The 25,616-nt window shown below is 70.9% G+C and carries 17 protein-coding genes and 1 pseudogene; 4 read left to right on the plus strand and 14 right to left on the minus strand.

All coding sequences use genetic code 11. The features are described from left to right. Positions 1-10 precede the first annotated feature (10 nt). Positions 11-1,486 carry an MFS transporter gene (locus AB0D34_RS00705; RefSeq protein ID WP_362655353.1) on the plus strand — a complete coding sequence of 492 codons (1,476 nt, stop codon included), beginning with the start codon at positions 11-13 and terminating at the stop codon, positions 1,484-1,486. Here the strand turns inward: AB0D34_RS00705 and AB0D34_RS00710 are convergent. The 6 genes from AB0D34_RS00710 to AB0D34_RS00735 all read right to left on the minus strand — a co-directional run bounded on the left by AB0D34_RS00710 (position 1,461) and on the right by AB0D34_RS00735 (position 10,214). After that, on the minus strand, positions 1,461-2,231 hold the full coding sequence (locus AB0D34_RS00710) for a LuxR C-terminal-related transcriptional regulator (protein WP_362654355.1): 771 nt from the start codon (positions 2,229-2,231) through the stop codon (positions 1,461-1,463). The two genes, AB0D34_RS00705 and AB0D34_RS00710, sit on opposite strands and share 26 nt — an antisense overlap. Before the next feature lie 145 nt (positions 2,232-2,376). Beyond that, positions 2,377-5,280, minus strand: coding sequence for a glycosyl hydrolase 115 family protein (locus tag AB0D34_RS00715; protein WP_362655356.1), 2,904 nt, complete (start codon positions 5,278-5,280; stop codon positions 2,377-2,379). A gap of 187 nt (positions 5,281-5,467) precedes the next feature. Then, positions 5,468-7,030, minus strand: a complete 1,563-nt coding sequence (locus tag AB0D34_RS00720) for a C40 family peptidase (RefSeq protein WP_362654358.1) — start codon at positions 7,028-7,030, stop codon at positions 5,468-5,470. 138 nt (positions 7,031-7,168) lie between these two features. Next, positions 7,169-8,221 carry an NAD-dependent epimerase/dehydratase family protein gene (locus tag AB0D34_RS00725; protein ID WP_362654361.1) on the minus strand — a complete coding sequence of 351 codons (1,053 nt, stop codon included), beginning with the start codon at positions 8,219-8,221 and terminating at the stop codon, positions 7,169-7,171. Between the two features lie 435 nt (positions 8,222-8,656). Next, a complete protein-coding gene (locus AB0D34_RS00730; protein ID WP_362654364.1) occupies positions 8,657-9,640 on the minus strand; it encodes a hypothetical protein in 984 nt (327 codons plus the stop codon). 109 nt (positions 9,641-9,749) lie between these two features. Further along, positions 9,750-10,214, minus strand: a complete 465-nt coding sequence (locus AB0D34_RS00735; protein ID WP_362654367.1) for a hypothetical protein — start codon at positions 10,212-10,214, stop codon at positions 9,750-9,752. 250 nt (positions 10,215-10,464) lie between these two features. Between AB0D34_RS00735 and AB0D34_RS00740 the strand changes: the two genes are divergently transcribed. After that, entirely contained in the window at positions 10,465-14,364 is a 3,900-nt protein-coding gene (locus AB0D34_RS00740; RefSeq protein ID WP_362654370.1) for a helix-turn-helix domain-containing protein, read from the plus strand. Here the strand turns inward: AB0D34_RS00740 and AB0D34_RS00745 are convergent. The 6 genes and pseudogenes from AB0D34_RS00745 to AB0D34_RS00770 form a co-directional block, all read right to left on the minus strand. Beyond that, positions 14,351-15,038, minus strand: a pseudogene (locus AB0D34_RS00745) (DUF4389 domain-containing protein). The gene AB0D34_RS00740 and the pseudogene AB0D34_RS00745 overlap by 14 nt on opposite strands. Before the next feature lie 153 nt (positions 15,039-15,191). Further along, positions 15,192-16,445, minus strand: a complete 1,254-nt coding sequence (locus AB0D34_RS00750; protein ID WP_362654373.1) for a glucarate dehydratase family protein — start codon at positions 16,443-16,445, stop codon at positions 15,192-15,194. Continuing rightward, positions 16,442-17,350, minus strand: coding sequence for a 5-dehydro-4-deoxyglucarate dehydratase (locus tag AB0D34_RS00755; RefSeq protein ID WP_362654376.1), 909 nt, complete (start codon positions 17,348-17,350; stop codon positions 16,442-16,444). The genes AB0D34_RS00750 and AB0D34_RS00755 overlap by 4 nt, the downstream gene beginning before the upstream one ends. Positions 17,351-17,566: 216 nt before the next feature. Continuing rightward, entirely contained in the window at positions 17,567-18,508 is a 942-nt protein-coding gene (locus AB0D34_RS00760) for a carbohydrate ABC transporter permease (RefSeq protein ID WP_362654378.1), read from the minus strand. Beyond that, the gene (locus AB0D34_RS00765) at positions 18,505-19,410 is read right to left on the minus strand and encodes a sugar ABC transporter permease (protein ID WP_362654381.1); all 906 of its coding nucleotides are present in this window, start codon (positions 19,408-19,410) and stop codon (positions 18,505-18,507) included. The genes AB0D34_RS00760 and AB0D34_RS00765 overlap by 4 nt, the downstream gene beginning before the upstream one ends. Then, positions 19,407-20,741: a sugar ABC transporter substrate-binding protein gene (locus tag AB0D34_RS00770; protein ID WP_362654384.1), complete on the minus strand. Its 1,335-nt coding sequence runs from the start codon at positions 20,739-20,741 to the stop codon at positions 19,407-19,409. Before AB0D34_RS00770 ends, AB0D34_RS00765 begins: the two co-directional genes overlap by 4 nt. Before the next feature lie 163 nt (positions 20,742-20,904). On the opposite strand from AB0D34_RS00770, the gene AB0D34_RS00775 reads away from it, so the two are divergent. After that, the gene (locus AB0D34_RS00775; protein WP_362654386.1) at positions 20,905-21,771 is read left to right on the plus strand and encodes a fructosamine kinase family protein; all 867 of its coding nucleotides are present in this window, start codon (positions 20,905-20,907) and stop codon (positions 21,769-21,771) included. 283 nt (positions 21,772-22,054) lie between these two features. Here the strand turns inward: AB0D34_RS00775 and AB0D34_RS00780 are convergent, their stop codons facing one another. Both AB0D34_RS00780 and AB0D34_RS00785 read right to left on the minus strand, forming a co-directional pair. Further along, the gene (locus AB0D34_RS00780) at positions 22,055-24,226 is read right to left on the minus strand and encodes a hypothetical protein (RefSeq protein ID WP_362654389.1); all 2,172 of its coding nucleotides are present in this window, start codon (positions 24,224-24,226) and stop codon (positions 22,055-22,057) included. A 55-nt stretch (positions 24,227-24,281) separates the two neighbouring features. After that, a complete protein-coding gene (locus AB0D34_RS00785) occupies positions 24,282-24,665 on the minus strand; it encodes a DUF5997 family protein (RefSeq protein WP_362654392.1) in 384 nt (127 codons plus the stop codon). 58 nt (positions 24,666-24,723) lie between these two features. Between AB0D34_RS00785 and AB0D34_RS00790 the strand changes: the two genes are divergently transcribed. Next, positions 24,724-25,509 carry a LysR substrate-binding domain-containing protein gene (locus tag AB0D34_RS00790; protein ID WP_362654395.1) on the plus strand — a complete coding sequence of 262 codons (786 nt, stop codon included), beginning with the start codon at positions 24,724-24,726 and terminating at the stop codon, positions 25,507-25,509. Positions 25,510-25,616 lie beyond the last annotated feature (107 nt).

Below are 25,616 nucleotides of genomic sequence, written 5' to 3' on the forward strand. Positions count from 1 at the left end.
TGGGAACGCCATGGCCCTGCTGGTCATCGCGTCCTGCCAGCTGATGGTGGTGCTCGACATCACCATCGTGAACATCGCGCTGCCGGACATCCAGCGCTCCCTGGACTTCTCCACCACCAGCCTGGCCTGGGTGGTCAACGCGTACACCCTCACCTTCGGCGGTCTGTTGCTGCTCGGCGGCAGGACCGGAGACATCCTCGGCAGACGCCGCATGTTCGTCTGCGGAGTGCTGCTGTTCGTGCTCGCCTCGCTGCTCGGCGGGCTCGCCCAGAACGAGGCCCAACTCCTCGCCGCCCGCGCCCTCCAGGGCGTCGGCGGCGCCATCGCGTCCCCGACCGCGCTCTCCCTGGTCAGTACGACCTTCCGCGAAGGCCCCGAGCGCAACCGGGCCTTCGGCGTCTTCGCCGCCGTCTCGGCGGGCGGCGGCGCGATCGGACTGCTGGCCGGCGGAGTCCTCGTCGAATGGCTGAACTGGCGGTGGGTGCTGTTCGTCAACGTCCCCATCGGAGTGCTCATCGCGCTCGCCACGCCCCGCTGGATCCGCGAGTCCGAGCGCCATCCCGGCAACTTCGACATCACCGGCGCGCTGACCGCCACCGCGGGCATGGTGCTGCTGGTGTACGGCTTCATCCGGGCCGCCCAGGAAGGCTGGCGGGACGCCCTCACGCTGGGCTCCTTCGCCGCCGCGGTCGTCCTTCTCGTGGTGTTCGTGCTGGTCGAGAAGCGTTCCCGGCAACCGATCACCCCGCTACACATGTTCGCCGACCGCAACCGCGCGGGCACCTACGGCATCATGCTGTGCCTCGCGGCCGCGATCTTCGGCATGTTCTTCTTCCTGACCCTCTTCGTACAGAACGTGCTCGACTTCAGCCCCCTGGCCACCGGGTTCGCGTTCCTGCCGGTCAGCGCGCTCATCGCGGTGGGCGCCGGACTGGCCTCCCGCTTCCTGCCGACGTACGGCCCGAAGCCCTTCATGGTGGGCGGCGCGATCCTGGCCGCGGTCGGCCTCGGCTGGCTCACCCTGACCGACGTCCACTCCACCTACGCGGGCAGTGTCCTCGGACCGATGCTCGTCTTCAGCCTCGGCATGGGCATGGAGTTCGTCTCGCTGACCCTGATGGCGCTCTCCAACGTGCCCACCGAGGAGACGGGTGCGGCCTCCGGGCTCCTCAACGCCACTCAGCAGGTGGGCGGTTCACTCGGGCTGTCCATCCTGGTCACGATGTTCGGCACGGCGAGCACCAACGAGGCCGAGAAGCAGGTCCCGCGCTTCCTCGCCCAGGCCACGCCAGCCGAGCGCCGCCTCTTCGAACGCACCGGTGAACTCCCGGGCACCTGGGGCGACGAGGTCCTCACCGCCGGTGTCTCCGCCGCCTTCGTCATGGCCGCGATCTTCACCGTGCTCGCCGCGCTGATCGCCGTCGTGGTCATCCAGGTCCGCCCCTCCGACCTCGAACGTCTCAAGGGCGGGCCCCCACTGCCGTAGGGAGCAGTCCGAGACGCTGGGCGTGCAGCACCGCGCTGACGCGGTCGTGGGTGCCGAGCTTCCGGTAGATGTTCGCGATGTGCTTGTGGACCGTCCGCTCCGATATCCCGAGCCGACGGCCGATGGACTGGGCGGTCAGCGCGTCGCCGAGGAGGAGGAGCACGGTCGTCTCCCGGGGCGTGAGCGCCAGGTCGGCCGCCTCCTCGGACGGGGTGTTGAGCCGTCGCAGGAGTTGGCGCTGTTGCTCCACGGCGGCCAGGAGCGGCTGCAACTGCTCGGCGAGACGCAGCTCGTCGTCGGTGAAGTCCCGGCCGGAGCGGTAGACCATGCAGCCCGTGATCGGGGTGGTCGACTGCGGCAGCGGGATCCCCAACACATGGTCCACGTCCAGGAGTTCGTCGAGCAGCCGCGCGGTCCGGCTCCGCGGCCAGGAACGACCGGCCACCCGTCCGGCGGTGACCGGTGCCCGGTCCGGTGTGCTCGCGTAGTGCCCGGCCAACGGATAGCCCGCGCGCAGGACTCCCATGTCCTCGTCCCCGAGCGAGGTGAACTCCGCGGTGGCACCGGGGGACAGACCGAGGGTGCCCTCGCTCTCGTTCCAGTCCTCCAGCTTGTAGATCAGGGCGTCGCCCCCGCACAGCCCCGGCAGATCGGCCGCCAGCAGGGGCCACAGCTGCTCAGGGTCGCGTTCGTGGAGTGCGGCCACGGCGACCGACAGCACCCGCTCATACGCAGTTGTACCCATACCGGCGTAGTACCTCGCTGACCCACACTTCATCCGAGCAACATCGACGTTCTCGGACACTCCAGCACATTGAAGCTCCGGCGGGCCACAGTGGGGGAGGGTGGGCCGCCGGTACGGGGGACCGGCGGCCCACACACCTTTCCGCTCACTGGTCCGGCGCCTCCAGAGCCGCCCCCGGAGCGGGCTCGGGGTTGAACACCGGGTGGAAGCTCTCCGGCGGCGCGAGACAGGTGGCGGGCAGCCCACCCGTGTCGACCACGATCTGGTCCACCGCGATCGCGGGATCGACCATGAAGATCCGCAGCACATGCTCGCCGGCCTCGCCGACCGTCACGCGCGCGGTCAGCCTCTCGACCCCGTCCTCCACCTGCCGGGCCCAGGCGTCCCCCCGGTTCCCGGTGGCGACGGCCTGCCCCGACAGCACGGTGACGGCCTGGTCGTCCAGCCCCACGGCCACCCGGCGCAGCCCCCGCTCGTCGAGGGAGGGCAGCCGGAAGACGGTCACCGGGAAGGTTCCGGTACTGCTGAAGCGCACCCGGTATCTCAACTCGGGCGCACGGGAGGCGAAGTCGGCGGTGATCGACGCCGCCGTCGAAGGAACCGCCTCGACGGCTCCCGTGCGACGTCCAAGGCCCCGCACGGTCCGCCAGCGGCAGCCGCCCCGCGCCACCCTCTGGTCGGCGTGCGCCGCGTCGATCGACACATAGCCGTGGGCCTCGACGAAGCCACGGGCCCGCCGGGGGCCGTTGAGCACCCGGATCGGCACCTCGAAACGCTGTCCGGCACCGGTGAAGGCGACCGAGGCCTCCAGGGCACCCTCGGGAGCCCGCTCCCAGTAGATCTCCACCCACACCCGCCGCTGCTCGGTGAGCGAGCCGCCGGTCGCGTTCAGCAGCACCCAGGGGTGACTCGCCTCGGCCGTCCAGTCCAGCGCCAGGAACCCGGTGTTGAAGACGTCCACGAACCGCCGGTCGCGGGTGTACGAGGAGAACGACAGGGGCCGGGACGTCCCCGTCTCGTTCCCTTCGGCCGCCACCCCGAGCCCGGAGGTCTCCTGGCGGGTCACCCTGGTGACGGCCGGGCGACCCGGCGCCTTCGGGATCTGGGACGGATACGGATTGACGATCCCGTTCCATTTCCCGCCCGCCAGCTGGGTGTTGTAGCGGGTGGTGAGCGCGGCCTCCGCGGTGTGCGCGGCCAGCGCGAGATCCGCGAAGCGGTTCGTGCCGGCGCCTCTTCCCTGGCGGACGGCGAGTGCGTTGCGGTCCGCCCAGTAGTACTTGAGGTTCATCAAGTAGGCGCCGTGCACCGGGTATTCCACCAGCTCGTAGAAGGAGTCCCGGTAGGCCTCCGGGAGGTCGGCGCCCACCGTCCGCACCCGGGCGAGGAGTTCGTCGTACGCCGCCATCCGGCGCCCCGCCTCGTCACCGTGGTGGACGACGGAGACGAGGCCCGGGGCGATGAACTCGGGACGCAGCTCCCCGGCGAGCCGGTAGTACTCCGTACGGATCGCCGCGAGCTCCTGGGCGTGCCGCCGCCCGAACTGCCGTCCGTACCACGCGGCCAGGAAACCCTCGACCTCGTCGGCCTCCCAGCGGTCCACGTCCCAGGCCATGTCCATCGCGAAGGACAGGCCGGTCTCGATCGACTTGAGGTCACCGACGTTGAAGATCCACATACGGTCGGTGCCGTGCTCGTACACCCGCCGCAACTCCTGCCAGACCTTGGCCACCTGGGTGGTGTCCAGCCACAGGTAGCTCTTCGGGCGGCCCCAGTAGGAGAGGTGGTAGTAGATGCCGTTGCCGCCCGGCCGGGCGCGTTCCGTGTCGTTCGGCAGCTGGCGCATGTTGCCGTGGTTGTCGTCCGGCCAGATCAGCGTGACGTCGTCGGGGACCTGGACGCCCGCGTTGTACAGGTCCAGGACCTCCTTGTACGGGATGAAGATCTGCGGCTCGGCCGCGGCGCCGACCTCTTCGGCGAGGATCCTGCGCTGGTCGGCGATGATGTCGTTCATCACCACGACCTTCTCCGGGATCGTGGTCGCGTACTTGGTCTCCAGCGCACTGTCGTGCAGACCGCGCATGCCGAGCGTCCAGCTGCTCTCGTAGGCTGCGTTCTGTCTCGCCCGGGCTCTCCAGTAGTCGGAGATGACACCGGGGTTGACCGTGTAGTCGTACACCGGTGCGCTGCCGTCGGCGTTCGGGTGCTCCGCGATCCAGGGCTCCCATTCGTGGACGCCGTTGCGCAGCAGGGCCTCGGGGTGGCTGGAGCCGACGACGATGCCGTAGCGGTCGGCGAGTTCGGGGTTCTCCCGGTACTTGTTGAAGAAGTCGGAGTACGGGTGCATCGCCGGCCAGAGGTAGTTGGCCTTCAGACGGAGCAGCAGCTCGAAGAGGCGCTTGTACGTCTCGGGACCGATGTTCTTGTCGGTCTCCTGGGTGCGGTTCGACCAAGTGGTCAGGTTCTGCTCGTCGTTGATGAAGACGCCCCGGTAGCGGACCGACGGCTCGTCGCGGGTGAAGGGCCCGGCGGGGACGGTCACGGTGTCGCGGTGCTCCACGGGGACGTCGGCCCACCAGTACCAGGGTGAGACGCCGATCCGCTCGGAGGTGTCGTAGATCCCGTAGACCGTGCCGCGCCGGTCGCTGCCCGCGATCACCAGCGCGCGGTCCACCCCGGGCAGCGGACGATCGACCACCTGGGTCACGGACGCCTCCCAGCGGCCCTTCACCCGGGAGACGTCGAGGCGGCCCCGGGCGACCAGGCGGTCGATGGCGGGGCTGGCGCCGAGAGTGCCCACCAGGACGAGCAGCGGGGCGCTCCGGGGGAGCGTGCGCAGCAGTTCCGGGCGGGTTCCGGAGACCCGTTCGACGTCCGCCTGGAGATCGCCCGCGGCACGGACGACGGCGGGATCGTCCGCGGCGTCCACGAAGACGGCGACGGCCGAACCTCCCGCCACCAGCGGGAAGTCGGGGCGGCCCGACGAGGCCGCGTGGGCGCTCGCCGGGAGGATGCCGGGAAGGAACGGGGCCGCTCCGACGGCGGCCATTCCCTGGAGAAAGGACTTGCGGGTCCACTGCCGATGCGGCACAGACGCTCCCCTGGTTGGCATGGTCAGGCCAGAAAGCGCTTTCTCCGGAACCCTAGGCGAGATCTTCGCGGGGCGTCCAGAGGTGTGCGTGAAGGGAGTGCCGTCGGGTGCTGTTCGTGTTGCTTGTGCTTCTTGTGCGTGCCGGTCAGGCGGGCCGGATCGCGCCGCGGATGATCGACTCACCGGTCGGGTAGATCGACTCCTCGCGGATCGACGCCCCGGGACCCGGTGCGTGGATCATCATGCCGTTGCCGGTGCACAGGCCGACATGGCTGAAGTCGTCGTGGAAGAAGACGAGATCGCCGGGTTGCATGGCGTACAACGGCACCGCCGTACCGGTGCTCGCCTGGCCGAGCGAGGTGCGCGGGAGGGAGACCCCGGCGACCTTCCACGCGGCCTGTGTGAGACCGGCGTTGTCGTACGACCCCGGGCCCGCGGCACCCCAGACACAGGGCTTGCCGATCTGGGAGCGGGCGAAGGCCAGCACCTGGATGACCTTCGAGTCGTAACCGGGGTCGACGGTGGGGAGTGAGCCGGCCGGGTCAACGGGGGCCGAGGTCGACTGCGGTGCCTGCCACTGCGGCTCGGGGGCGCGGGGGGCCGGGATGGCAGGGATGGCCTGGGTGACCATCGGCACGGACTGGGTGGTGTCGACCGGCGGCGGAGCGATCACGGCGAGCGGGGGGCTGAGCTGCGTGGAGTACTCGGGGAAGGCAGTGGTGGGTTGTGCGGTGTAGTCGGGGAGGCCGGTGCTGAACTGGCCCGTGTAGTCCGGGAGGCCGGTGCTGAACTGGCCGGTGTATTCGGGGAATCCGGTACTGGGCTGTGCCGTGTACCCGGTGCCCACCTGTGCTGTGTACTCGGGAAGGCCGCCTGTGCCGAGTTCTCCGGCGAACTCGGGGAGGCCGGTGCGGAGTTGGCCGGTGTACTGGGCCGCGTCGGCCGTCGGGGTGTAGTTCGGGAATGCCGTGTCGAGTTGCCCGCTGTACTCGGTGAACCCGGTGCCGAGTTGTCCGCCGTGCTCCGGGAATCCCGTGCTCGCTGTGTCGGCCTGTGTGCCGTACTCCCGGTACCCGGTGTCGAGTTGTGGCGTGGCCACGGTGGGTATCTCGTCGGTGCCGGTGACGTTCTGCGGGGCCGGCTCCAGGGCCGCCCAGGTGGACGTCTGGTCGGCCGCGGGTGCTGTTTCCGGTGCGGCCGGCAGGGCGAGCATGGGCTTGGCGGTCAGTTCCGGCATGGCCCGTTCGGCCGGCCCCGGTTCGCGTGCCGTGCGAGTGTCGGCGGCCGGGCGCGGGCGCCGGTTCTCGACCGGGCGGGCCGGAGTGCGGTCCGCCGGCAGGGTCGCCTCGACGAACGGGCCCAGCTTGGCGCGCGCCACGCCGTACCACTGCTTGGCGAGGGTGTCGAGCGCGGGGTCCCTGTCCGCCCTGCCGCCACCGCCGGTCGCCGCACCGGTGGTACGGCCGCGGGTGCTCGACGCCCTTCCGGCAGCGCGGGTGGCGTTGTACGTGCCGGAGTCCGACTCGGCGCGGTCGTAGAGGTTGGTGACCCGCCGGCTCACCTCGTCGCGGCTCGGGCCCTCGTCCGCGGCCGCGCTCCCGGACTGGGAGAGGAGGGCCGCGGAGGCCATGGCGGCCGTCGCGAGCGCGGAGTTGCGCTTGGCCGGGAGGCTGAACCCTCCATTGCGCGAAGTTCGATCCGGCGCCATGAAAGACGTGCCCCTTCCGTCGTGCTGCTCGCTCGTCAACTTAGCCAACTTGTGAGGCTCGCGTGAAGATTGAAGTGTGAAAAGTGTGAGATGTAACTGTGACCTTCGTCGCGTGCGAGCCATGGCTGCTGGTGAAGGTCAGTGGTTGCCCTGGTGGAGCCAGGTCTCGTAGTGGTCGAGGACCGTCTCCTCGACCGGGCGGTAGGTGATGCCCAGTTCGGTCACGCTGCGGCTGTTGTCCACCTTGAAGCGGATCCCGAGGTGCCCCCGGATGTAGTCCTGCGTGAGGCCGAACGCGGGCCCCAGGATCCGCACCGGCCAGTGGGGCAGCGCGGTGCGCGGGAGGCGCAGACCGTGGGGGTGCCGGGTGCGGATGATGCGGGACATGTCGTGGAACGACGTCATCGTCTCCGCGGCCAGGATGTAACGGCCCTTCGCGTCGGGATTCTCCGCGGCCGCGATGTGCGCGTCGGCCACGTCACGGACGTCGACCGTGGTGAAACTGAAGTCCGGGGCGCCGTAGAAGAAGTAGCCCTTGAAGAGCTCCTCCAGGAGGAAGAGGCTGCCGGACTCGGAGGCGGGGGCGAGCGAAGGGCCCAGGATCAGGCCGGGGTTGACGGACACCATGCGCCAGCGGTCCTGTGCGGCCTCGGCGTCCCAGGCGGCGCGCTCGGCGACCGTCTTGGCGTAGTGGTACGGGTTGTTCTCCACCGTGCTGGAGGTGTTGAAGTACCTCTCCGACAGGATCTGCCCGTCCATCTCGCGTACGTCGGCGTAGTCGCCGAAGATCGCGCCGACGGTGGAGGTGAACACCAGCCGCTCCACCGCCGGTGTCCGCTCGATGCCGGCCAGGACGTTGCGGGTGCCGAGGAGGGCCGGGTCGACCATGTCCTTCCGGCCGTCCTTGATCTTCTCCGGCATGAAGAACGGCGAGGCGACATGGAAGACGACCCGGCAGCCCGCCATGGCCTCGTCGAAGGAGCCTTCTTCGAGCAGATCCGCCTCGAACAAGGCCAGCCTGCCGGGGAATTCGTCCCGCAGGGCCCGCAGTGGCCGTACCTTCGCCGCGTTCGCGAGACTGCGCACGGTCGTGTGCACCTCGTAACCGCGCTCCAGCAGCCGCCGTACCAGATGACTCCCGACGAACCCGCTGCCGCCGGTCACCAGGACTCTGCCCGACTCCGCACCCATGCCGCCGCTCCTCCACCCGGGGCTGACATTGAAGCACCGGAGGATCTTCAGCGGCAGGTGATCGCCCACACCACGCGCGACCGTCGATGCCGGCATCGCGCACTCCGAACTGCCCGGCCTCGAGCACGGATCGGGGACCTTGACGGGTCCCCGGTGGGGTCGGCCGCGATCCGACTGTCCACGACGGTGGCGGCGGGGCTGTCGGGTTCTCTGACGTCTGCCGCGGTGGTCGTGGCCTGCTGGTGATGTGCGGTGTGCTTCTCGGTGGCGGAGGGCTGCGCGGTCTGGCGGAGTTGTTGCGGTGTGCGTTGTTCGGACCGGCGGGGAGCGGCACCATGACGGCGGCCGGGCCTGACGTCCACCCCGGCGGGCCCATGTGCGGTGTGCTTCTCGGTGGTGTGGGGTGGCCCGGCCTGGAGCGTGGGGGGCTTCGCGTCAGCGGTCGCCGTTCAGGACGCGGTCCGCGTTCGCCGTCTGGGTGCGGATGGCGCTCTTCGCCTGCGCGAGTTCCCGGCTCTTCGAGGCCATCATCTGCCGCTGGTAGGCGGCGTCCACGGTGAACCAGACGCCGATCACGTTGGTCTGCCGCTTGCACGCCACATCCGCCTTGGCCAGGGCGATCTCCTGCCGGGTGGGCGCCGGGCCGGTGAACCGGGGGTCCTTGCCGGGGGCGTGGGTGGGCGCGGCGTACGAATAGCCGCGGTCCCGCATGCAGGCCGACCACGCCCGGAAGACCGACTTGACGCGAGGGTCGGCCTGCGACTTCTGGTAGCTGACGACGTTGATCTCGTTGGCCAGTTGGTCGTTGCCCAGCCGCTGCGGATCGCCGGTGAGTCGTGCGGTCGCCTGCCCCTGGCAACCCCCTTCCGGTACCGCCCGGCCGTGGTAGCGGGCCGGTGCGGGGGCGCCGTCGCCGGTGCGGCCGGTCAGTACGGCCAGTGCGTCGGCGTTGGGCCGGGAGGCGGAGGAGTCGTCGGGGGTCCTCTGCCGGGCGTCAGGTGCGAAGTGGTACCCGTGGCGGGCCGCGAGTGCGGGATCCGTGATGCCGTAACGGCGAGCCATGTTGGCCGCGTTCCTCATGCCAGGGGCCGTACCGGCGCTGTCACTCTGCTCCGCACCGGATGCGGGCCACGCGAAGCCGAACTGGCGCATGCACGGAACCACCAGCGCCTGTCGGGCACGGAGGATGCCCGTCGTCTGACGGGTGGTGAACAGATACGGCTCGATCGGCAGGACCAGGGACTTCACGTCGAGGATCACCGGCGTGCCCTGACGTGTCGTGGTGGGTGCTGCCGCGCGCGGCCGCTCGGGGGCGGCTCCGTCCGAACAACCGGTGATCGCGACGAGAGCGGCCAGGACGCCGAGGGCAGCGGTGACTCGAACACCCCTCCCACCGAAGGCTGTTGACGGCATGCGCATGTACGTCTCCCCCTGGCAGCGGGCAGATGAGAGTGGCGGGTCCTGCGACGAGGGCTTGTCGCGGCGGGCCGGGAGAACCTCTCCACGACCCGCCGCCGCAGCACCGAGGTCAGCCCACGTACGTCCAGTTCAGCGAGGCGTTGTCGTTGCGCACACCCACCTTCAACTGGCGGGACTCGCCCGGGTAGAAGGTGTCCACCGCCCCCTGGTAGTTCTCGTTGTACCAGATGTTCGCGGCCCAGTGCTGGTCGTTGTTCCACGCCCGGTTGACGTTGTTCTTCACACGCTGGCCGTAGCCGTCGACGCCGTTGTTGAAGGTGTCGGTGCCGAAGTTCGTGGTGGGGCCGTAGTAGGCCCTCCAGGCGCTGTTGGCCGCGGTGCTGTAGTAGAGGTAGATGTTTCCGTCCCAGGCCGCCCTGGCCGGAGCGGCGGCCGCCTTGGCCGTGGCGGGTGCGGAGGCCTTGCTGGGCTTGTCCGACTTGGCCGGGGCGGCCGCGGCCGTGCCGACACCGGTCAGCAGGAGTCCGACGGCGGCCGACCCCGCCACAACGGCCGAAAGAGTACGGGTCCTCATGGTTCCCTCCCTGAAAGATCCTCTCCAGAGGCCGGCTGGGTGGCCGACCCGGGTTCCGAGCTTTCGGCCCAGGTCATGGGCATGTCGAGATGTTTCCCGTAGACCTCCGGCAATGGGAAACAGGGAAACACCCGCCTCCGATCGCCGCCGGGGCCCCAACAGCCCCGGCGGTAACGTGGATTGGGGGCGGCGGTGCGAGGCGTGACCGACGGGGGGACGCGGACCGCCGTGGAAAGGTGATGTGGTCGAGATGCCGCACACGACCGGGGACACGGGGGACGGGGAAACCACCAGAGACGGATCCGGTGGTTCGCTGCCGGACTTCCCCACCGAGCTGAGACGTCTGAGAAGCCGGAGCGGACTGTCGCTCACCGCACTCGCCCAGCGGGTGCACTACAGCAAGGGATATCTGAGCAAGATCGAGAACGGGTCCAAGCCGGTCACACCGGATGTCGCCCGCCGCTGCGACGAGGCTCTGCTCGCGGATGGCTCGCTCCTACGGCTGTTACAGGACCAGCCGAGGCCTGAGGGGCCCGAACGGTCCGAACGGCCCGACGAGCCGGAGGAGGTGTGCCCTTACCGCGGGCTGGCCGCCTTCACCGCGCAGGACGTCCCCTGGTTCTTCGGACGGGCGCGCGCGACCGCCGCGCTGGTGGACCGGCTCTTCGAACGGGTGGGCAGCGGACCGCTGTTGGTCGTGGCACCGTCGGGGGCGGGCAAGTCGTCCCTGCTCAACGCGGGCCTCGTCCCCGCGTTGCAGAACGGCGCGCTGCCGATGGCCGGGTCGCGTGAGTGGCCGGTCGTGGCCCTCACCCCCACGGCCCGTCCGCTCGACGAACTCCTGTCACGCACGTCGAAGGCGCTGGGCGAGGACCTGGACATCACGGCGGCCCAACTCCACGAGGAACCGGCCAGGTTGGCGGTGGCGGTCGCCCGGGCGAGGGAGCGTGCGCCGCGCGGACGGGATGGCCTCGAACCGCCCCCGGCCCGGCTGGTGCTGCTGGTGGACCAGTTCGAGGAGGTCTTCACCCTCTGCTCGGACGAGGCCGAACGGCGGGCCTTCATCCGGGTTCTGTGCGCCCTGTCGGCGCGGGATCCGGCGCAGGGCGATGCGTCCGGCCGAGAGCCGTCGGTGGTGGTCCTCGGCATGCGGGCCGACTTCACCGGCCGCTGCCTGGACCATCCCGAGCTGGCCGCGGTGTTCGCCACGGGGCTGTTCGTGCTGCGGCCGATGACCGTACGGGAACTGCGTGAGTCGATCACCCGCCCGGCTCGCCAGGCCGGTCTCGCACTCGAACCCGGCCTGGTTCAGCTGCTGTTGCGGGATGTGGGACTGCGCTCGGATCCCACGGCGGCGTCGCAGGGACCGGAGGGACCGGCCCACCCCGACGAGTCGGCGCCCGCTCCGCCGGGCGCGCTGCCCCTGCTCTCCCACGCCCTGATGGCCACCTGGCAGCGCCGGGACGGCCGTACGCTGACCATGACCGGCTACGAGCGCAGCGGTGGCATCCAGGGGGCCGTCGCCAGGACGGCGGAGACCGTCTTCGCCCGGTTGTATCCCGCCGAACAGACCATGATCCGCCAGGCGTTGGTCCGGCTGGTCCAACTCGGCGACGGGAGCGAGGAGACCCGGCGCCGGCTCAACCGCTCGGTTCTGCTGGAGCAGCTTGCCGACCCCAAGGCGGCCGCCGCCGCCCTCGACGCGTTCGTCCGGGCCCGGCTGATCACGGTCGACCGGGACACCGTCGAGATCACCCACGAGGCGTTGCTGCACGTCTGGCCCAGGCTGCGCGGCTGGATCCACGCCGACCGGGCCGGACTGCTGATCCGCCAGCAACTCGCCGACGCGGCCGCGGAGTGGGAGCGCGAGGGGCGCGACCCGTCCCTCCTGTACCGGGGGCCCCGGCTGTCCGCCGTCGGCGAGTGGACGCGGGACGTGGGGGACCGGGCCGAACTCGGCCCGCGGGAGACGGAGTTCTTCGAGGCGAGCCGGGCCGAGGAGCTCGGGCGGCAGGAGTCCGCCCGGCGCCAGGCGCGCAAGCAGCGCCACCTGCTCGCCGTCCTCGCCGCCCTGCTGGGCCTGGCCGTCACCGCGGGCGGACTCGCCTACCAACAGCGTTCCGAAGCATTGCGGCAGAGCCGGGTCACGCTGTCCCAGTCACTGGCCGTACGGTCGACCGCGATGGCGGACGCCCAGCCGGAGGCCGCCCTGCTGCTCGCCGCCGAGGCGTTTCGCACCGAGCCGACCACGGAGGCCCGCGGCGCCCTGCTCAGCACCCAGGCGCAGTACTTCGCCGGCCGGCTGACCGGGCACGCGGGGCCGGTCAACGCCGTCGCCTTCGCTCCCGGGGGCAGGCTGGTTGCGACCGGGAGCAGCGACGGCACGGTCAGGCTCTGGCGGACCGCCGAACGACGGCAGGACGCGGTCTTCGCCGCCGTCGGCAAAGTGCGCTCCGTGGCCTTCAGCCCCGACGGCCGGACCCTGGCCGCGGGCGCTTCCGGCACGGCGGGCGGCACCGTGCGGGTGTGGGACGTGACCGGACGCCGGATCGTCGCCACCCTCACCACGGACTCCCCGGTGCGGGCCGTCGCCTACGCACCTGACGGGCGGACGCTGGCGTCGGCGGGCTCCGACGGCACGATCACCCTGTGGCGGGTCACCGGAGGACACCGGCCGGTCGTCACCTTCCCCGGCCACGAGGACGGCGTGAACGCCCTGGCCTTCAGCCCCGACGGACGGACCCTCGCGTCGGGCGGCTCCGACCACACCGTACGGCTGTGGGACACGGCCCGGCGCAGGCCCCTGGCCGTCCTCGCCGGTCACACCGCCGAGGTCCTCGGCGTGGCGTTCGCTCCCGACGGACGTACGGTCGCCTCGGGCGGCGCCGACCGCGTCGTGCGCATGTGGGACAGGACCCGGCTCCGGGCCACCGCCACTCTCACGGGCACCAGCGACGACGTGAACGCCGTCTCCTTCACCCCCGACTCCACCACGGTGATCGGCGCCGGCGGCGACGGGGCGGTGCGCCTGTGGGACGTCCGCAGCCACCGGATCACGACCACGCTCTCGGGGCACACCGACTACGTTCTCGGCGTCGCGGTGAGCCCCGCGGGCACGCTGGCCACGGCGGGGTTCGACGAGTCGGTCGTGCTCTGGGACCTGAGCCGCTCGGCGCTGACGGCACGCCCGTTCACGGAGGTCTGGCAAGCCGCGTACAGCCCGGACGGGCGCATGCTGGCCACCGCCGACGCGGATCACACCGTGCGGCTGTGGGACGTGGCCGGGCGTCGGTCGCTCACCGTGCTGCGGGGACACACGGGTGCGGTGTTCTCGGTGGCGTTCGCCCCGGACGGCCGGACGCTGGCCTCGGCGGGCTCCGGCGGCGCGCTGCGGTTGTGGGACGTGGCCGGGCGTCGCTCGCTCGCCGTGCTGCGAGGGCATACGGGTGCGGTGTTCTCCGTGGCGTTCGCCCCCGACGGCCGGACACTGGCGTCCGCCGGTCTGGACGGCACCGTCCGGTTGTGGGACGTGCCCGGTGGGCGGCTGCTGACCACCTTCACCGGACACACGGACTTCGTGAACGCGGTCGCGTTCAGCAGCGACGGCCGTACCCTCGCGAGCGCGAGCGACGACCTGACCGTGCGGCTGTGGGACGTCTCCCGACGGCTGCCCCTCGCCACCCTCACCGGCCACACCGGCGCCGTACGCGCCGTGGCGTTCGCCCCGGACGGGCGGACGCTGGCCAGCAGCGGCAACGACGGCAGCGTACGGCTGTGGGACCACAACCGGCACCGGGCGCTGGCCACCCTGACCGGGCACACCGGCTCCGCCCGCGGACTCGCCTTCGCCCCGGACGGGCGGACACTGGCCAGCAGCGGCAACGACCGCACCGTACGGCTGTGGGACGTGCGGGAGCGGAGTGCGCTGGCCACCCTCACCGGTCACACCAGCGCGGTGTGGGGCGTGACGTTCGCCCCCGACGGGCGGACGCTCGCCAGCAGCGGCATCGACGGCAGCGTACGGCTGTGGAATCCCGACGTACGCGCCCGCGCGGCCGAGGTGTGCCGGCTGACCCGCGCGCCGGACGGCCCCCGGTGGCAGCAGCTCATGGCGGATCTGCCCGTGAGCCACTGCCTCAAGGGAGGGTGAGCGAAACAGCACCGGTCACGGGCTCAGGGCTGGGGCACCGGCTCGGCCCCGCCTGGTCGAGCCGGAACGGCGGGTACTCGTCGGTCAGCAGGGAGGTGTAGGCCGACACCCGCATGGCCCAGCGGTTGAGGCCGACCACCAGGTCCCAGATGCCGCCCGGGTAGTGGCCGGTGAAGAGCAGGGAGACGCCCGCGAAGAAGGTCAGCAGGCCGATGAGCGCGCGGATGCCGCCTGCCAGTCCGAGGACGAGGAAGTGGGGCACGGCCAGCAGCCACCACTTCACCAGAACCAGTCCGCGGGAAAGGTGCTCGGGGTAGGCGACGTCCCAACGGGGGGGGATAGTCGGGGGCGTCGGCCAGGGAGAACGGCGGGTAGCGGTCGGTGCCGAGAGCGGCGTAGGCGTAGTAGGCGACCCGCCAGTCCCAGCGCAGCACGCCTACGGCGAAGTCGAACAGGGGGCGCGGGTAGCGGCCGGTGACGAGGATCGCGAAGAACGCCACCACGCTCACCGCCGCGAAGCCCACCCACAGGACGGCCAGGACGAGGAAGTGGGGGAGTACGAGCAGCCACTTCACCAGCCACAGCCAGCGGGAGAGGCCGGGATCGAGCCGGGCCGTGAGGCTCGCCGGGTAGGGCGCGGACAGGGTTTCGGTGCGCAGGGTTTCCGTGGTCATGCCTCCGGTCCTTTCAGGCCGTGGGACGAATCGACCGTGGTGCCGGTGGGAGGTGACTCGGACCAGTGTCCGCCGTACGTGGGCCCGCTCCCAAGGGGTCGGAAAAGACAAGGCGCCCGGGTTCACCGGGCGCCTTGTCTCATGGGGGTCCTGTCACCAACGGGGGAGCCTGAGTTCGTAGTCGGGCTGGAACCGCTGCATGTACCCGGTGTCGTCCCGGCTGCGTACCCCGGAGTCGACATAGAGGCGGTGCAGCCGCTCCAGGGCGTCGTGGTCGAGCTCCACACCGAGCCCGGGCCCGGTCGGCACCTTGACCTCTCCGTCGCGGAACTCCAGGACACCCGGGCGGATCACGTCGTCGGCGTGGTTCCACGGGTAGTGGGTGTCGCACGAGTGGTCGAGGTTCGGGATCGCCGCGGCCACATGGGTCATGGCGGCGAGGCTGATGCCCAGGTGCGAGTTGGAGTGCATCGACAGGGCGAGCCCGAACGCCTCGCAGACCGAGGCCAGTTCACGGGTGCGGCGCAGACCGCCCCAGTAGTGATGGTCCGTCAGCAGGACCTGGATCGCGTCCTGCTCGATGGCCGGCTTCAGGTGCTCCCAGGCGATCACGCACATGTTGGTGCCCAGCGGCATCGGCGCGTCCTTCGCCACCGCGGCCATGCCCTCGATGCCTTTGGTCGGGTCCTCCAAGTACTCCAGGACACCGTCGAGTTCGCGGGCCACGTACTTCGACGTCTCCACCGTCCAGGCCGTGTTGGGGTCCAGGCGCAGCGGCTGTCCAGGGAAGGCCTCCGCGAGCGCCCTGATCGCGGCGATCTCCTCGTCGGGCGGGAAGACACCGCCCTTCAGCTTGAACGACCTGAACCCGTACCGCTGTTGCATCAGCCGGGCCTGCTCCACGATGCCGGCCGGGTCCAGGGCCTCGCCCCACTCGTCGCCGACGGCGGCGCGGCCGTCGAGGGCAGGATGCTCGGCCCACTTGTAGAAGAGGTACGCCGCGAACGGCACCGAGTCCCGGACCGTCCCGCCGAGCAGGTCGCTGACCGGACGGTCGAGCAGCTTGCCCTGCGCGTCCAGGCAGGCCACCTCGACGGCGGAGGTGGTCCAGCCGCGCTCGTGACTCGACGGCACGGTGGGCAGCAGGGCGGCGTCGATCGCGGCCGAGAGGGCCGTCGTGTCGAAGACGTCCATGCCGACGACGACCTTCGCCGCGGCCTCGAGTCGTTCCAGGCGGGCCACCCCGCCGGGGGACTCGCCGAGACCCACCGTGCCGTCCTCCAGGACGAGTTGGAGGATGATCCGCAGGGCGAGGGGCTCGTGCACGCCGTTGGAGTTGAGCAGGGGCGGGTCGCGGAAGGCGATCGGGGTGACGATCAGCTCCTTGATCCGGGTCGGGTCGCTCATGCGCCGACCACCTCCAGGCCGTGGTCGATGAGCTGGGACAGCCGCGTGATGTGCTCCGGGGTCGGGTCGACCAGGGGCGCCCGTACGCCACCCACGTCCAGGCCACGCAGGGCCACTCCGGACTTGACGAGCGCCACGGCGTACCCCGGTACCTCGTCGCGGAGCTGGACGAGGGGGCCGTAGAACTCGTCGAGGAGCGTGTCGACCAGCGGTCGGTCGCCCGCGGCGAGCGCCCCGTGGAAGGCGAGCGCGATCTCGGGCGCGAAGGCGAACACGGCGGAGGAGTACAGGGAGACGCCGATGCCCTGGTAGGCGGGCGCGGTCATCTCCGCCGTCGGGAGGCCGTTGAAGAACTGGAAGTCCTCCGTGCCGGGTACGGCCCGCACCGCGCGCACGATCCGGTGCATGCGCTCGATGTCGCCGAGGCCGTCCTTGAGGCCGACGACCTTGGGCAGTGCGGCGATCTCGGCGGCCGTTTCCGCGGTGAGGCGGGCGGTGCCGCGCTGGTAGAAGATCACGGGGAGGTCGCTCGCGGCGGTGACCTCCTGGACGTAGCGCACCAGACCCTGCTGCGGGGCCGTCACCAGGTACGGCGGGAGCAGCAGGATGCCGTCGGCGCCCGCGCGGGCCACACGCGCGGCCTGGTCGCGGGCGACGGGGGTGGGGCCACCGGCCGCGGCCAGGACGGGCACCCGGCCCGCGGTCGTCTCGACTGCGACCCGGGTGGCCCGCTCGATCTCGTCGGACGTCAGCGCGTGGAACTCACCGGTGCCGCAGGCGACGAACACGCCGCCCGCACCGGCCGCGACGCCGCTCTCGATGTGCTGGGCGAGCCGTTCCTCGTCCAGCGAGCCGTCCGCGGCGAACGGCGTCACCGGGAAGAACAGCACTCCTTGGAACTTCATGTCTCCCTCAAACGTGGGGGGTTGGTCGGGCCTGTCCGGCGGATCAGGTCGGAGGAAATCAGCGGTGGCTCATCGGCGCGGGTGAGCGGGGGTGATGGGCACGGGCGCAGCCGCAGGGCGGGGGAGGCCAGGACAGCAGCCGTTCCGCGACGGGCGACACCGGGAGCGGGGGGCGCCTGCCGGAACCCGCGATTCGACGTGAACCCGAGGCCATGTCTAGCCCTTCGTGGCGCCGGCGGCGATGCCGGTGACCAGGGAGCGCTGGAGGAGCAGGTAGACGATCAGGCTGGGGATCAGGGCGATGACCGCACCGGCCAGGACCACCCCGGAGCCGACCTCGGGGTCGGTGCGCAGGATGGACAGGGCGACGGTGACCGTGTAGTCGGTGGGGTCCTTGGAGGCGATCAGGGGCAGCAGGTACTGGTCCCAGATCATGATGAAGCCGAGGACCCCCGCCACGCCGAGCGCGGGCTTGCACAGCGGCAGGATGATCTGCCACAGCATCCGCAGTTCACCGACGCCGTCGAGGCGGGCCGCCTCCTCTATCTCCCCGGGGATGTCCCGCATGAACTCGGTCAGCATCATCACCGAGAAGCCCCAGGCGCCCAGCGGCAGGATGACGCCCCACACCGTGCCCTTGAGGTCGAGGTGGACCACCGGGACGTCACCGAGGACCAGGGACAGGGGGATCGCGATGACCTCCTCGGGCAGCATCAGCGTCATCATGAACAGCATCATGATCAGCGCCTGGCCGCGGAACCGGTGCCGCGCCAGCGCGTACGCCGCGAGGGTGCACACCACCAGCTGGAGCAGCAGCCCGCCGCCCGCGATGACGAGCGAGTTGCCGAGGTAGTCCCAGATGCCGCGCTCGCCCGCCACCGTGAAGTTCGACAGCGTGCTGTCGTGCGGTAGGAAGGACAGCGAGGAGCCGCTGGGGTTGGTGGAGAAGGCGCCCGAGAAGATCGTCAGGAACGGCGCCGCGAACACCGCGAGGGCGATCACACAGAGCAGGATCCTCAGGCTCCAGGCGACTCCGGGCCTGTCGTTCCAGCCGAGAGCGGTGTCGAAGCGGGCCGGGGTGGTCCGCTGGGCCTTGGTGCTCCGCCCGGCCGGGGTGTCGGCCGCCGGCCGGACGGGGTCGATGACGGGGGCGCTCATCGCGCTTCTCCCCTCTTGCGCAGGTAATTGACCATGACGGTGAGCAGGAGCGTCACGCACAGCAGCACGACCGAGGCCGCCGAGGCGCCGCCGATGTCGTTGCGGGTGAAGCCCAGGGTGTAGGCGCGGGTCATCCACACGTCGGTGGACCCGGCGGGACCGCCGCCGGTGAGGACGTAGACCTCGGTGAACACGCGCAGACCACGGATGGTGGCGAGGGTGAGCACGATCATGAGTGCCGGACGGATCGCGGGGAGCGTGACGTACCGCAGCCGCTGCCACAGCGACACACCGTCCATCGCCGCCGCCTCGTACAGCGAGCGGTCCACACCCGCGAGACCGGCGAGGAAGATCACCATGTTGTACGGGGCCCAGATCCAGATGCCCATCACCATCGTCGAGTAGAGCGCGATGTTCGGGTTGTCGAGGAACTGGACGGTCCCGAGGCCGAAGAAGTGCAGGCCGCTGTTGATCAGGCCGTCGGAGGTCGGGTAGTACATCAGCCGCCACAGCTCGCCGACGACCGCGGTGGCCGTGACGGCGGGCAGGAAGACCGCGGTGCGCAGGAACTTCAGCGAGCGGGCCTGGCCTTCGAGGAGCAGTGCGAGGGCGAACCCGAGCAGGATCGCGCCGACCGACTGGCCTATGCCCAGGATCAGGGTGTGCCCGATGGCGTCCTGGAAGCGGTGGTCGGTCAGGACCCTCGTGTAGTTGTCGAGGCCGATCCACTTGTCGCCGAGGAACGGCCGCACGTCGAAGAAGCTGAGCCAGATGCCCTTGGCCATCGGCCAGAACTTGAAGACGAGCGCGAGCAGCAGACCCGGGGCCAGGAAGAGCCAGGGGACGACGGCCCTCTTGTTGACGGCCCTGCGAGCTGCGGGGGCGGGGACGGTAGCGGTCATTTCAGCAGGTCCTGGTCCTTGAGGTCACCGGCGAGGGTGTCGTTCAGCTCCCCCAGCTGCGAACGGACGTCACCGCCGCAGTACGTGAAGATCGAGTTCAGCGCGTCGGCGGTGTCCTGCTTGATCGGGGCGAAGTCCGGCGCGTTCGGGAACTGCTCGGACGCGTCCTCGTAGGCCCTCTGTACGACACTCCAGCGGGCGTCGTTCCTGACCTTCGCCGCGTCCAGCGTGGAGTTGACCGGGATGCGGACGACGGGCTGGTGGCCGTCGACGCTGGTCATGGCGATCCTCTGGCCCTCGGGCGAGACCAGGAAGGAGGCCAGCGCCAGCTCCTGCCTGTCCTTGCCGGTCTTGGCGCCGAGGTAGACGTTCTCGCCGTCGGCCAGCACATCGCCGCCCGCCGGACCCGCGGGGGCGGGGACGACCTCGTACTTGGCCTTGCCGGGCGTGGCGTCGAACGTGGTGATGTTGTACGGCCCGGTCAGGTACATCCCGGCGTTGCCGTCCTGGAAGTTGGTGGCCGTGGACGTGATGGCGGTGATCGCGCCGGGCTGGACGACACCCTTCTTGCCGCAGAAGAGGTTGTCCTTCATCCAGGTCACGGCGTTCACCGCGGCGGCCGAGTCCATGGCCGGGGTGTACTTGCCGTTGCCGGTCGGCTTGATGATCTGCGCGCCGCCCTGCCACAGGAAGCTCGCGCCCCACCAGGCGGCGTAGCCGTTCTGGGCGCTGGCCGGCGCGACGATGCCGTAGGTGTCGGCCTTGCCGTCGCCGTCCGGGTCCTCGGTGGCGAAGGCCTTGGCGACGGAGAGCATCTCCTGCCAGGTCGTCGGCGCCTTCAGGCCGAGCTTCTTCAGCCAGTCCGTCCGGATCATCAGCGTCTGGGCCTGACGGGAGTACGGGATGCCGTAGTGCTTCCCGTCGATGCCGACCGTGGAGGACCAGGACTTCTCGGTGATCTGGTCGCCGCCCGCGATCGAGGCGGGGTCGATCGGCTTGAGCAGCCCCTGGCTCTGGTAACTGCCCATCAACGCCGTGTCGTTGATCATGACGTCCGGCAGGTCCTTGGTGGACGCCCGGCTCTGGAGCTGCTGGTCGAAGTTGATGACCGGCTGGTAGTCGATCTTGATACCGGTCTTCTTGGTGAAGGCGGCGAAGACCCGGTCGTAGGTGGCGGCCGCGTCCGGATTGCTCCGGGTCCAGACCTCCAGCGTGTTCGGATCGCTGCTGCCCGCGCTGCCGGAGTCGGAGCCACAGGCGGCCGTCCCGAACATCAATCCCGCGACGGTGGCCGCCGCGGCCAGGCGGCGTCGTCGTCGGCGATCGCCCATGGACACTCTCCGTTCATATCCGTGAACCCGCTTCACGAATCTAAATGATCGGCCAAGCTACGGATCGTTTCTTCCGTATGTCAAGACATAACGGGGAGATTTCACAGAGGCTATGCACAAGCCCCCGGGAACGCGGAGGGTGTGGTTGAGCAGGGAGGCACGGGTGTTCGACGACAGTGAGGACCCGGGTGCGGCGGCGACGCGGCTCACCGGCCGTACGGCGACCGGGGAGCGCCCGCTGTCCGGCGCGCTGGCCGAGGTCACCCTCGACGACGGCCGGGCGGTGATGGTCAAGCGCGCCGACTCCCTGGAGGCGGCGAGGGCGGAGGCGGCGGGGCTGCGCTGGCTGGCCGAGGCCGGGTCGGTCCGGGTGCCGACGGTGTACGGCCCGGACGCCCAGTGGCTGGTGACCGACCTGGTCCCACGGGGGCGCCCGAGCCGGGACGCGGCGGCCGAGCTGGGCCGGGCGCTGGCCGGGCTGCACCTCGCCGGAGCGCCCGCCTTCGGCGCCGGGCCGCCCGGGGGGCCACGGGAGGCGTACATCGGGCGGGCGCCGATGCGGAACATCGAGGGCGCCGACTGGGCGGAGTGGTACGCCGAGCACCGGGTGCTGCCCTATCTGCGGCTCGCGGTCGACGAGGGCACGATCGCTGCCGGCGAGGTGCCGGTGATCGAACGGCTCTGCGAGCTCCTGCCCGATCTCGCGGGCCCCGCCGAACCGCCCGCCCGACTCCACGGCGACCTGTGGAACGGCAACGTGCGCTGGGGTGCCGACGGTCACGCCTGGCTGATCGACCCGGCCGCGCACGGCGGCCATCGCGAGACCGACCTCGCGATGCTCCACCTCTTCGGTTGCCCGTACCTGGACGAGGTGCTGCGGGGCTACGAGCGGGCGGCACCCCTCGCCGACGGCTGGGCCGACCGCATCGGGCTGCACCAGCTCTTCCCGCTGCTGGTGCACGCCGTGCTGTTCGGCCGGGGCTACGCGCAGCAGGCGCTGAGCACGGCGAAGGCGGCCCTGGAACGGTGAGACCGGTCCGGGCCGCCTGGCGGATGACATCACGGACGGCACGGCCACGGTGACCCGCGGCTGTGCCGCCCGGTGCGACGTCGAGGGCGAGGAAAGCGAAAGGGCTGGAGCAATAGGGAGCCCGGTTTTGAAACCGGATAGAAGGAAGCCCCTTCATGGCCTCGCTGTCAGCGTCACATCGAGGGCGAGGAGAGCGGAAGGGCTGAAATCCAAGCCCCATGGGGGCTCATCGCGTGATGAGAAGGAAGCCCTTCCATGGCCTCGCCAAGACGAACGCTAACAGTCACGCGGGGATCAAGTCGCGCAGATTTTCCGGGGTGATGACCACCGAGTCCGGGTGCAGCCCCTCGGGCCGCTCCAGGCCGATGTAGGTCACGGGCCCGTCCGGGACCGACCCGGCGTCCCAAGTCGCCACGTCCGTACCGCTGTTCGCCATCAGCTCGGTCAGATACCTCACCGTCAGCTGCTCGCGCTCGACGATGCCGCGCAGCAGCGTCGCCACCGACACCTGGTTGTCCTCGACGCGGTTGTACGCCGGGTGCCCCTTCAGGTACAGGTGCAGCCACTTGGCGTGCCAACTCCCGTCCTCCGTACGCAGGAACGCCAGCGGCAGCGCCACCCGGCCAGGACCCCGCAGCTCCGACTTCATCCGCACGGTCCGCGGTTCGAAGGGCCGCCCCTTCTGCTCGGCCTCGCGCAGCATGAACCCGAAGAACGACTCCTCGGCCTCCTCGAACCTCTCCCCGGAGTAGATGAGGACCTCCGGGACGATGTACGTGCCCCGCACCGCACCGAGCCGCAGATTGATGAACTCCGAAGCGCCGTCGGGTGCATCGGTGATGTCGCCGGAGTGCTCGCCCTCCACCTCGGTGAGATTGGTGTACGACAGCGACGACACCGTGTTGTACTCGGCGTCCAGCAGCACCGCCGACAGGTCGTAGTCCGTGACGCGCTGCTTCTGCTTCCAGTACACGAAGAACCGCAGCAGTTCCCCTTCGACCGGCGAGACTGAGCCGCGCGGCAGCACACCGAGCCCGGCGGCGGTCGCCCGCCCGCTGAGCGGAAGCGCCACGTCGAGCACGTCCGGGTCGACCAACAGCCGCTCAGGGGCCGGGAGTCGGCGGCCGATCTCCGCGTCGAGCGCGGCGACCAGACGCTTGCGGTCGGCCTCCGGTACGGCCGCACGCGCGTCGTCGGCGACATGCGCGCGACCGGCACGGTTGATGAACACCCGCCGCCTGCCGGTCTCTTCGGCCCGGTTGTGCAGGAACTCACGCACCGACAGCACGACCCGCCCGGAGACCTCCGGTGCGACCTCCTCGGCGACGGCCGCGACGGCGTCCCGCTCCTCCTGTGTGGCGGCGGTGCGCAGCAGCCGGTCCAGCGCGCGGAACAGCCTGCCGGGCGCGGACCTGAGCAGTTCCGCCGCCCCGGTGACGTCGTCCGCGCCGAGCAGGGCCTCGATGCGGGCGTCGAAGGTGTACGCCTTCTTCTCGCCCCGGGCGACGGCGAACACCTCGGCGGCGTGCGGCCACCGCGGGTACTCGTGCGGGTGCAGCCGCTCGCCGAGCCGCTTGAAGGCCTCGCGGTGCGGGAGGACGTCGGCGAGCTTCGCCGGGGCCGCCGCGACGACCGAGTCCAGCCCCGCGAGCAGGGCCCGGCGTACCGGCCGCGACAGCGCACGGAACCGGGTCCGCTCCCGCAGGGACACGTCCCCGCCCGACAACGCGCAGGCCAGCCGCAGCACATCGGTGACGGTGTCGAGGAGCAGACCCGAACCGGCCTTCAGCCGGGCCTCGTTGACGACGGCACGGATCTCCCGCACCGGGATCGTCTCCGGCTGAGGGCCGTCCGCGCAGTGCTCGGCGAGCACCTTGAGGTCGGCCAGGTGCTCCTCGCCGAGCGGCGTGGTGCTGCCGGCCAGCGCCAGGTACAGCGCGGTGACCTCGTCGTCCAGGGCGTCGCCCAGGTGCAGGACGGTCAGCCGGTCGCCGAGCGCGGCGGTCAGCTCGTCATGGGCGGCGAGCATCTCCTCGTACGTGTGCCGGTAGTTGCCGTACGACGGCAGCGTGAGCAGGTTGATCACGCCGGTGCGGAGCTGGGCGACGATGCCGGGGCGGGCCTTGCGGTCCTCCAGCGCCTCGGTCACGCACCGCATCCAGAACTCGAAGGTGTCCGGGACGTTCGCCGGGAAGTCCTTGAAGTAGACGTTGTGCCGCACGTGGTCGCCGACCAACTCGCGCACCGTGTCCAGGGTGCGCACGGCGGTGTCGACGACCGTGCCCTCGGACAGCCCGGACAGGTGCCTCAGCGCGTCGGCCGACAGCTTGAAGCCGACGGACATCAGCGCGGCGTCGAACTGCCGTGCGGCGACGTCGCCCTCCCCGGCGGGGCCCGCGGGGGAGGGGAGGCGAAGGGTGTGCCGGATGACCAGGCGTTCCAGACGGTGGACCATGCCGGAATGGTCGCAGAGGTGTTCGACTCTGCGCACCGGAGTTTTCAGGTGCGGGTCAGGACTCCTGGCCCTGCTTCTTCTCCTTGATACGGGCCGTCTCCTTGCGGACCTCCGCCTGCGTGGCGCGCTCCTTCTCCAGCCACTCGGGCCGCTCCTCCCGCAGCGCCTCGATCTGCTCGGTGGTCAGGGCCTCGGTGACCCCGCCGCGCGCGAGACCCGCGATGGAGACACCCAGCCGGGCGGCGACCACCGGGCGGGGGTGCGGGCCGGTGCGGCGCAGATCCTGCAGCCACTGGGGCGGGTTGGCCTGCAGTTCGTTCAGCTCGGCGCGCGAGACCACGCCCTCCTGGAACTCCGCGGGGGTGGCAGGGAGGTACACACCCAGCTTCTTCGCCGCGGTCGCGGGCTTCATCGTCTGGGCGGTCTGGTGCGACTTCATGTACTCAAGACTATCGGCCGCGCACGAGACCTCCGACCACAGTGGGTAACCTTGCCGCGTGACAGACTCGCCAGCATCCCCCTCCTTCCGGCTCGCGTACGTCCCCGGGGTGACGCCCGCCAAGTGGGTGCGGATCTGGAACGAGCGCCTGCCGGACATCCCCCTGGAGCTCCTCCAGGTTTCCGCCGCCGAGGCCTCCGACCTGTTGCGCGACGGGGGCGCGGACGCCGGCTTCGTACGGCTCCCGGTCGACCGTACGGTCTTCAGCGCGATCCCCCTCTACACCGAGACGACGGTCGTCGTGGTCCCCAAGGACCACGTGGTGACCGCGGCCGAGGAAGTGACCCTGGAGGACCTGGCCGACGAGGTCGTCCTCCATCCCCTCGACGACGTCATCGGCTGGGAACGGCCGCCCGGCGAACCGGCCTTCGAGCGCCCCGCCACCACTGCGGACGCCATCGAGCTGGTCGCCGCCAACATCGGCCTTCTCGTCGTCCCCCAGTCCCTGGCCCGCCTCCATCACCGGCGCGACCTCACCTACCGCCCGGTCACCGACGCCCCTGAGTCCGCCGTGGCCCTCTCCTGGCGCGAGGACGCGACGACGGACATGGTCGAGGACTTCATCGGGATCGTGCGGGGCCGGACGGTGAACAGCTCGCGGGGCCGCACCCAGCCGGAACCGGAGCGCAAACAGAGATCCGAGAGGGGCGGCGGCCGCAAGCCGGCGGCCGCCGGGAAGGGCACGGTCCGCGGATCGTCCGGCGCCCCCAAGGGGTCCCGCGGCGCTTCTGGCGGCTCCAAAAGCGCAGGCGCCCGACGAGGCAAGCCCAAGCGCAGGGGGTAGCGTTCCCCGGTGCCCGGTGCCCGGTGCCCGGTGCCCGGTGCCCGGTGCCCGGTGCCCGGTGCCCGGTGCCCGGTGCCCGGTGCCCGGTGCCCGGTGCCCGGTGCCCG

The organism is Streptomyces sp. NPDC048420, assembly GCF_040651535.1.
In the GTDB taxonomy this organism is placed as follows: Bacteria; Actinomycetota; Actinomycetes; order Streptomycetales; family Streptomycetaceae; genus Streptomyces.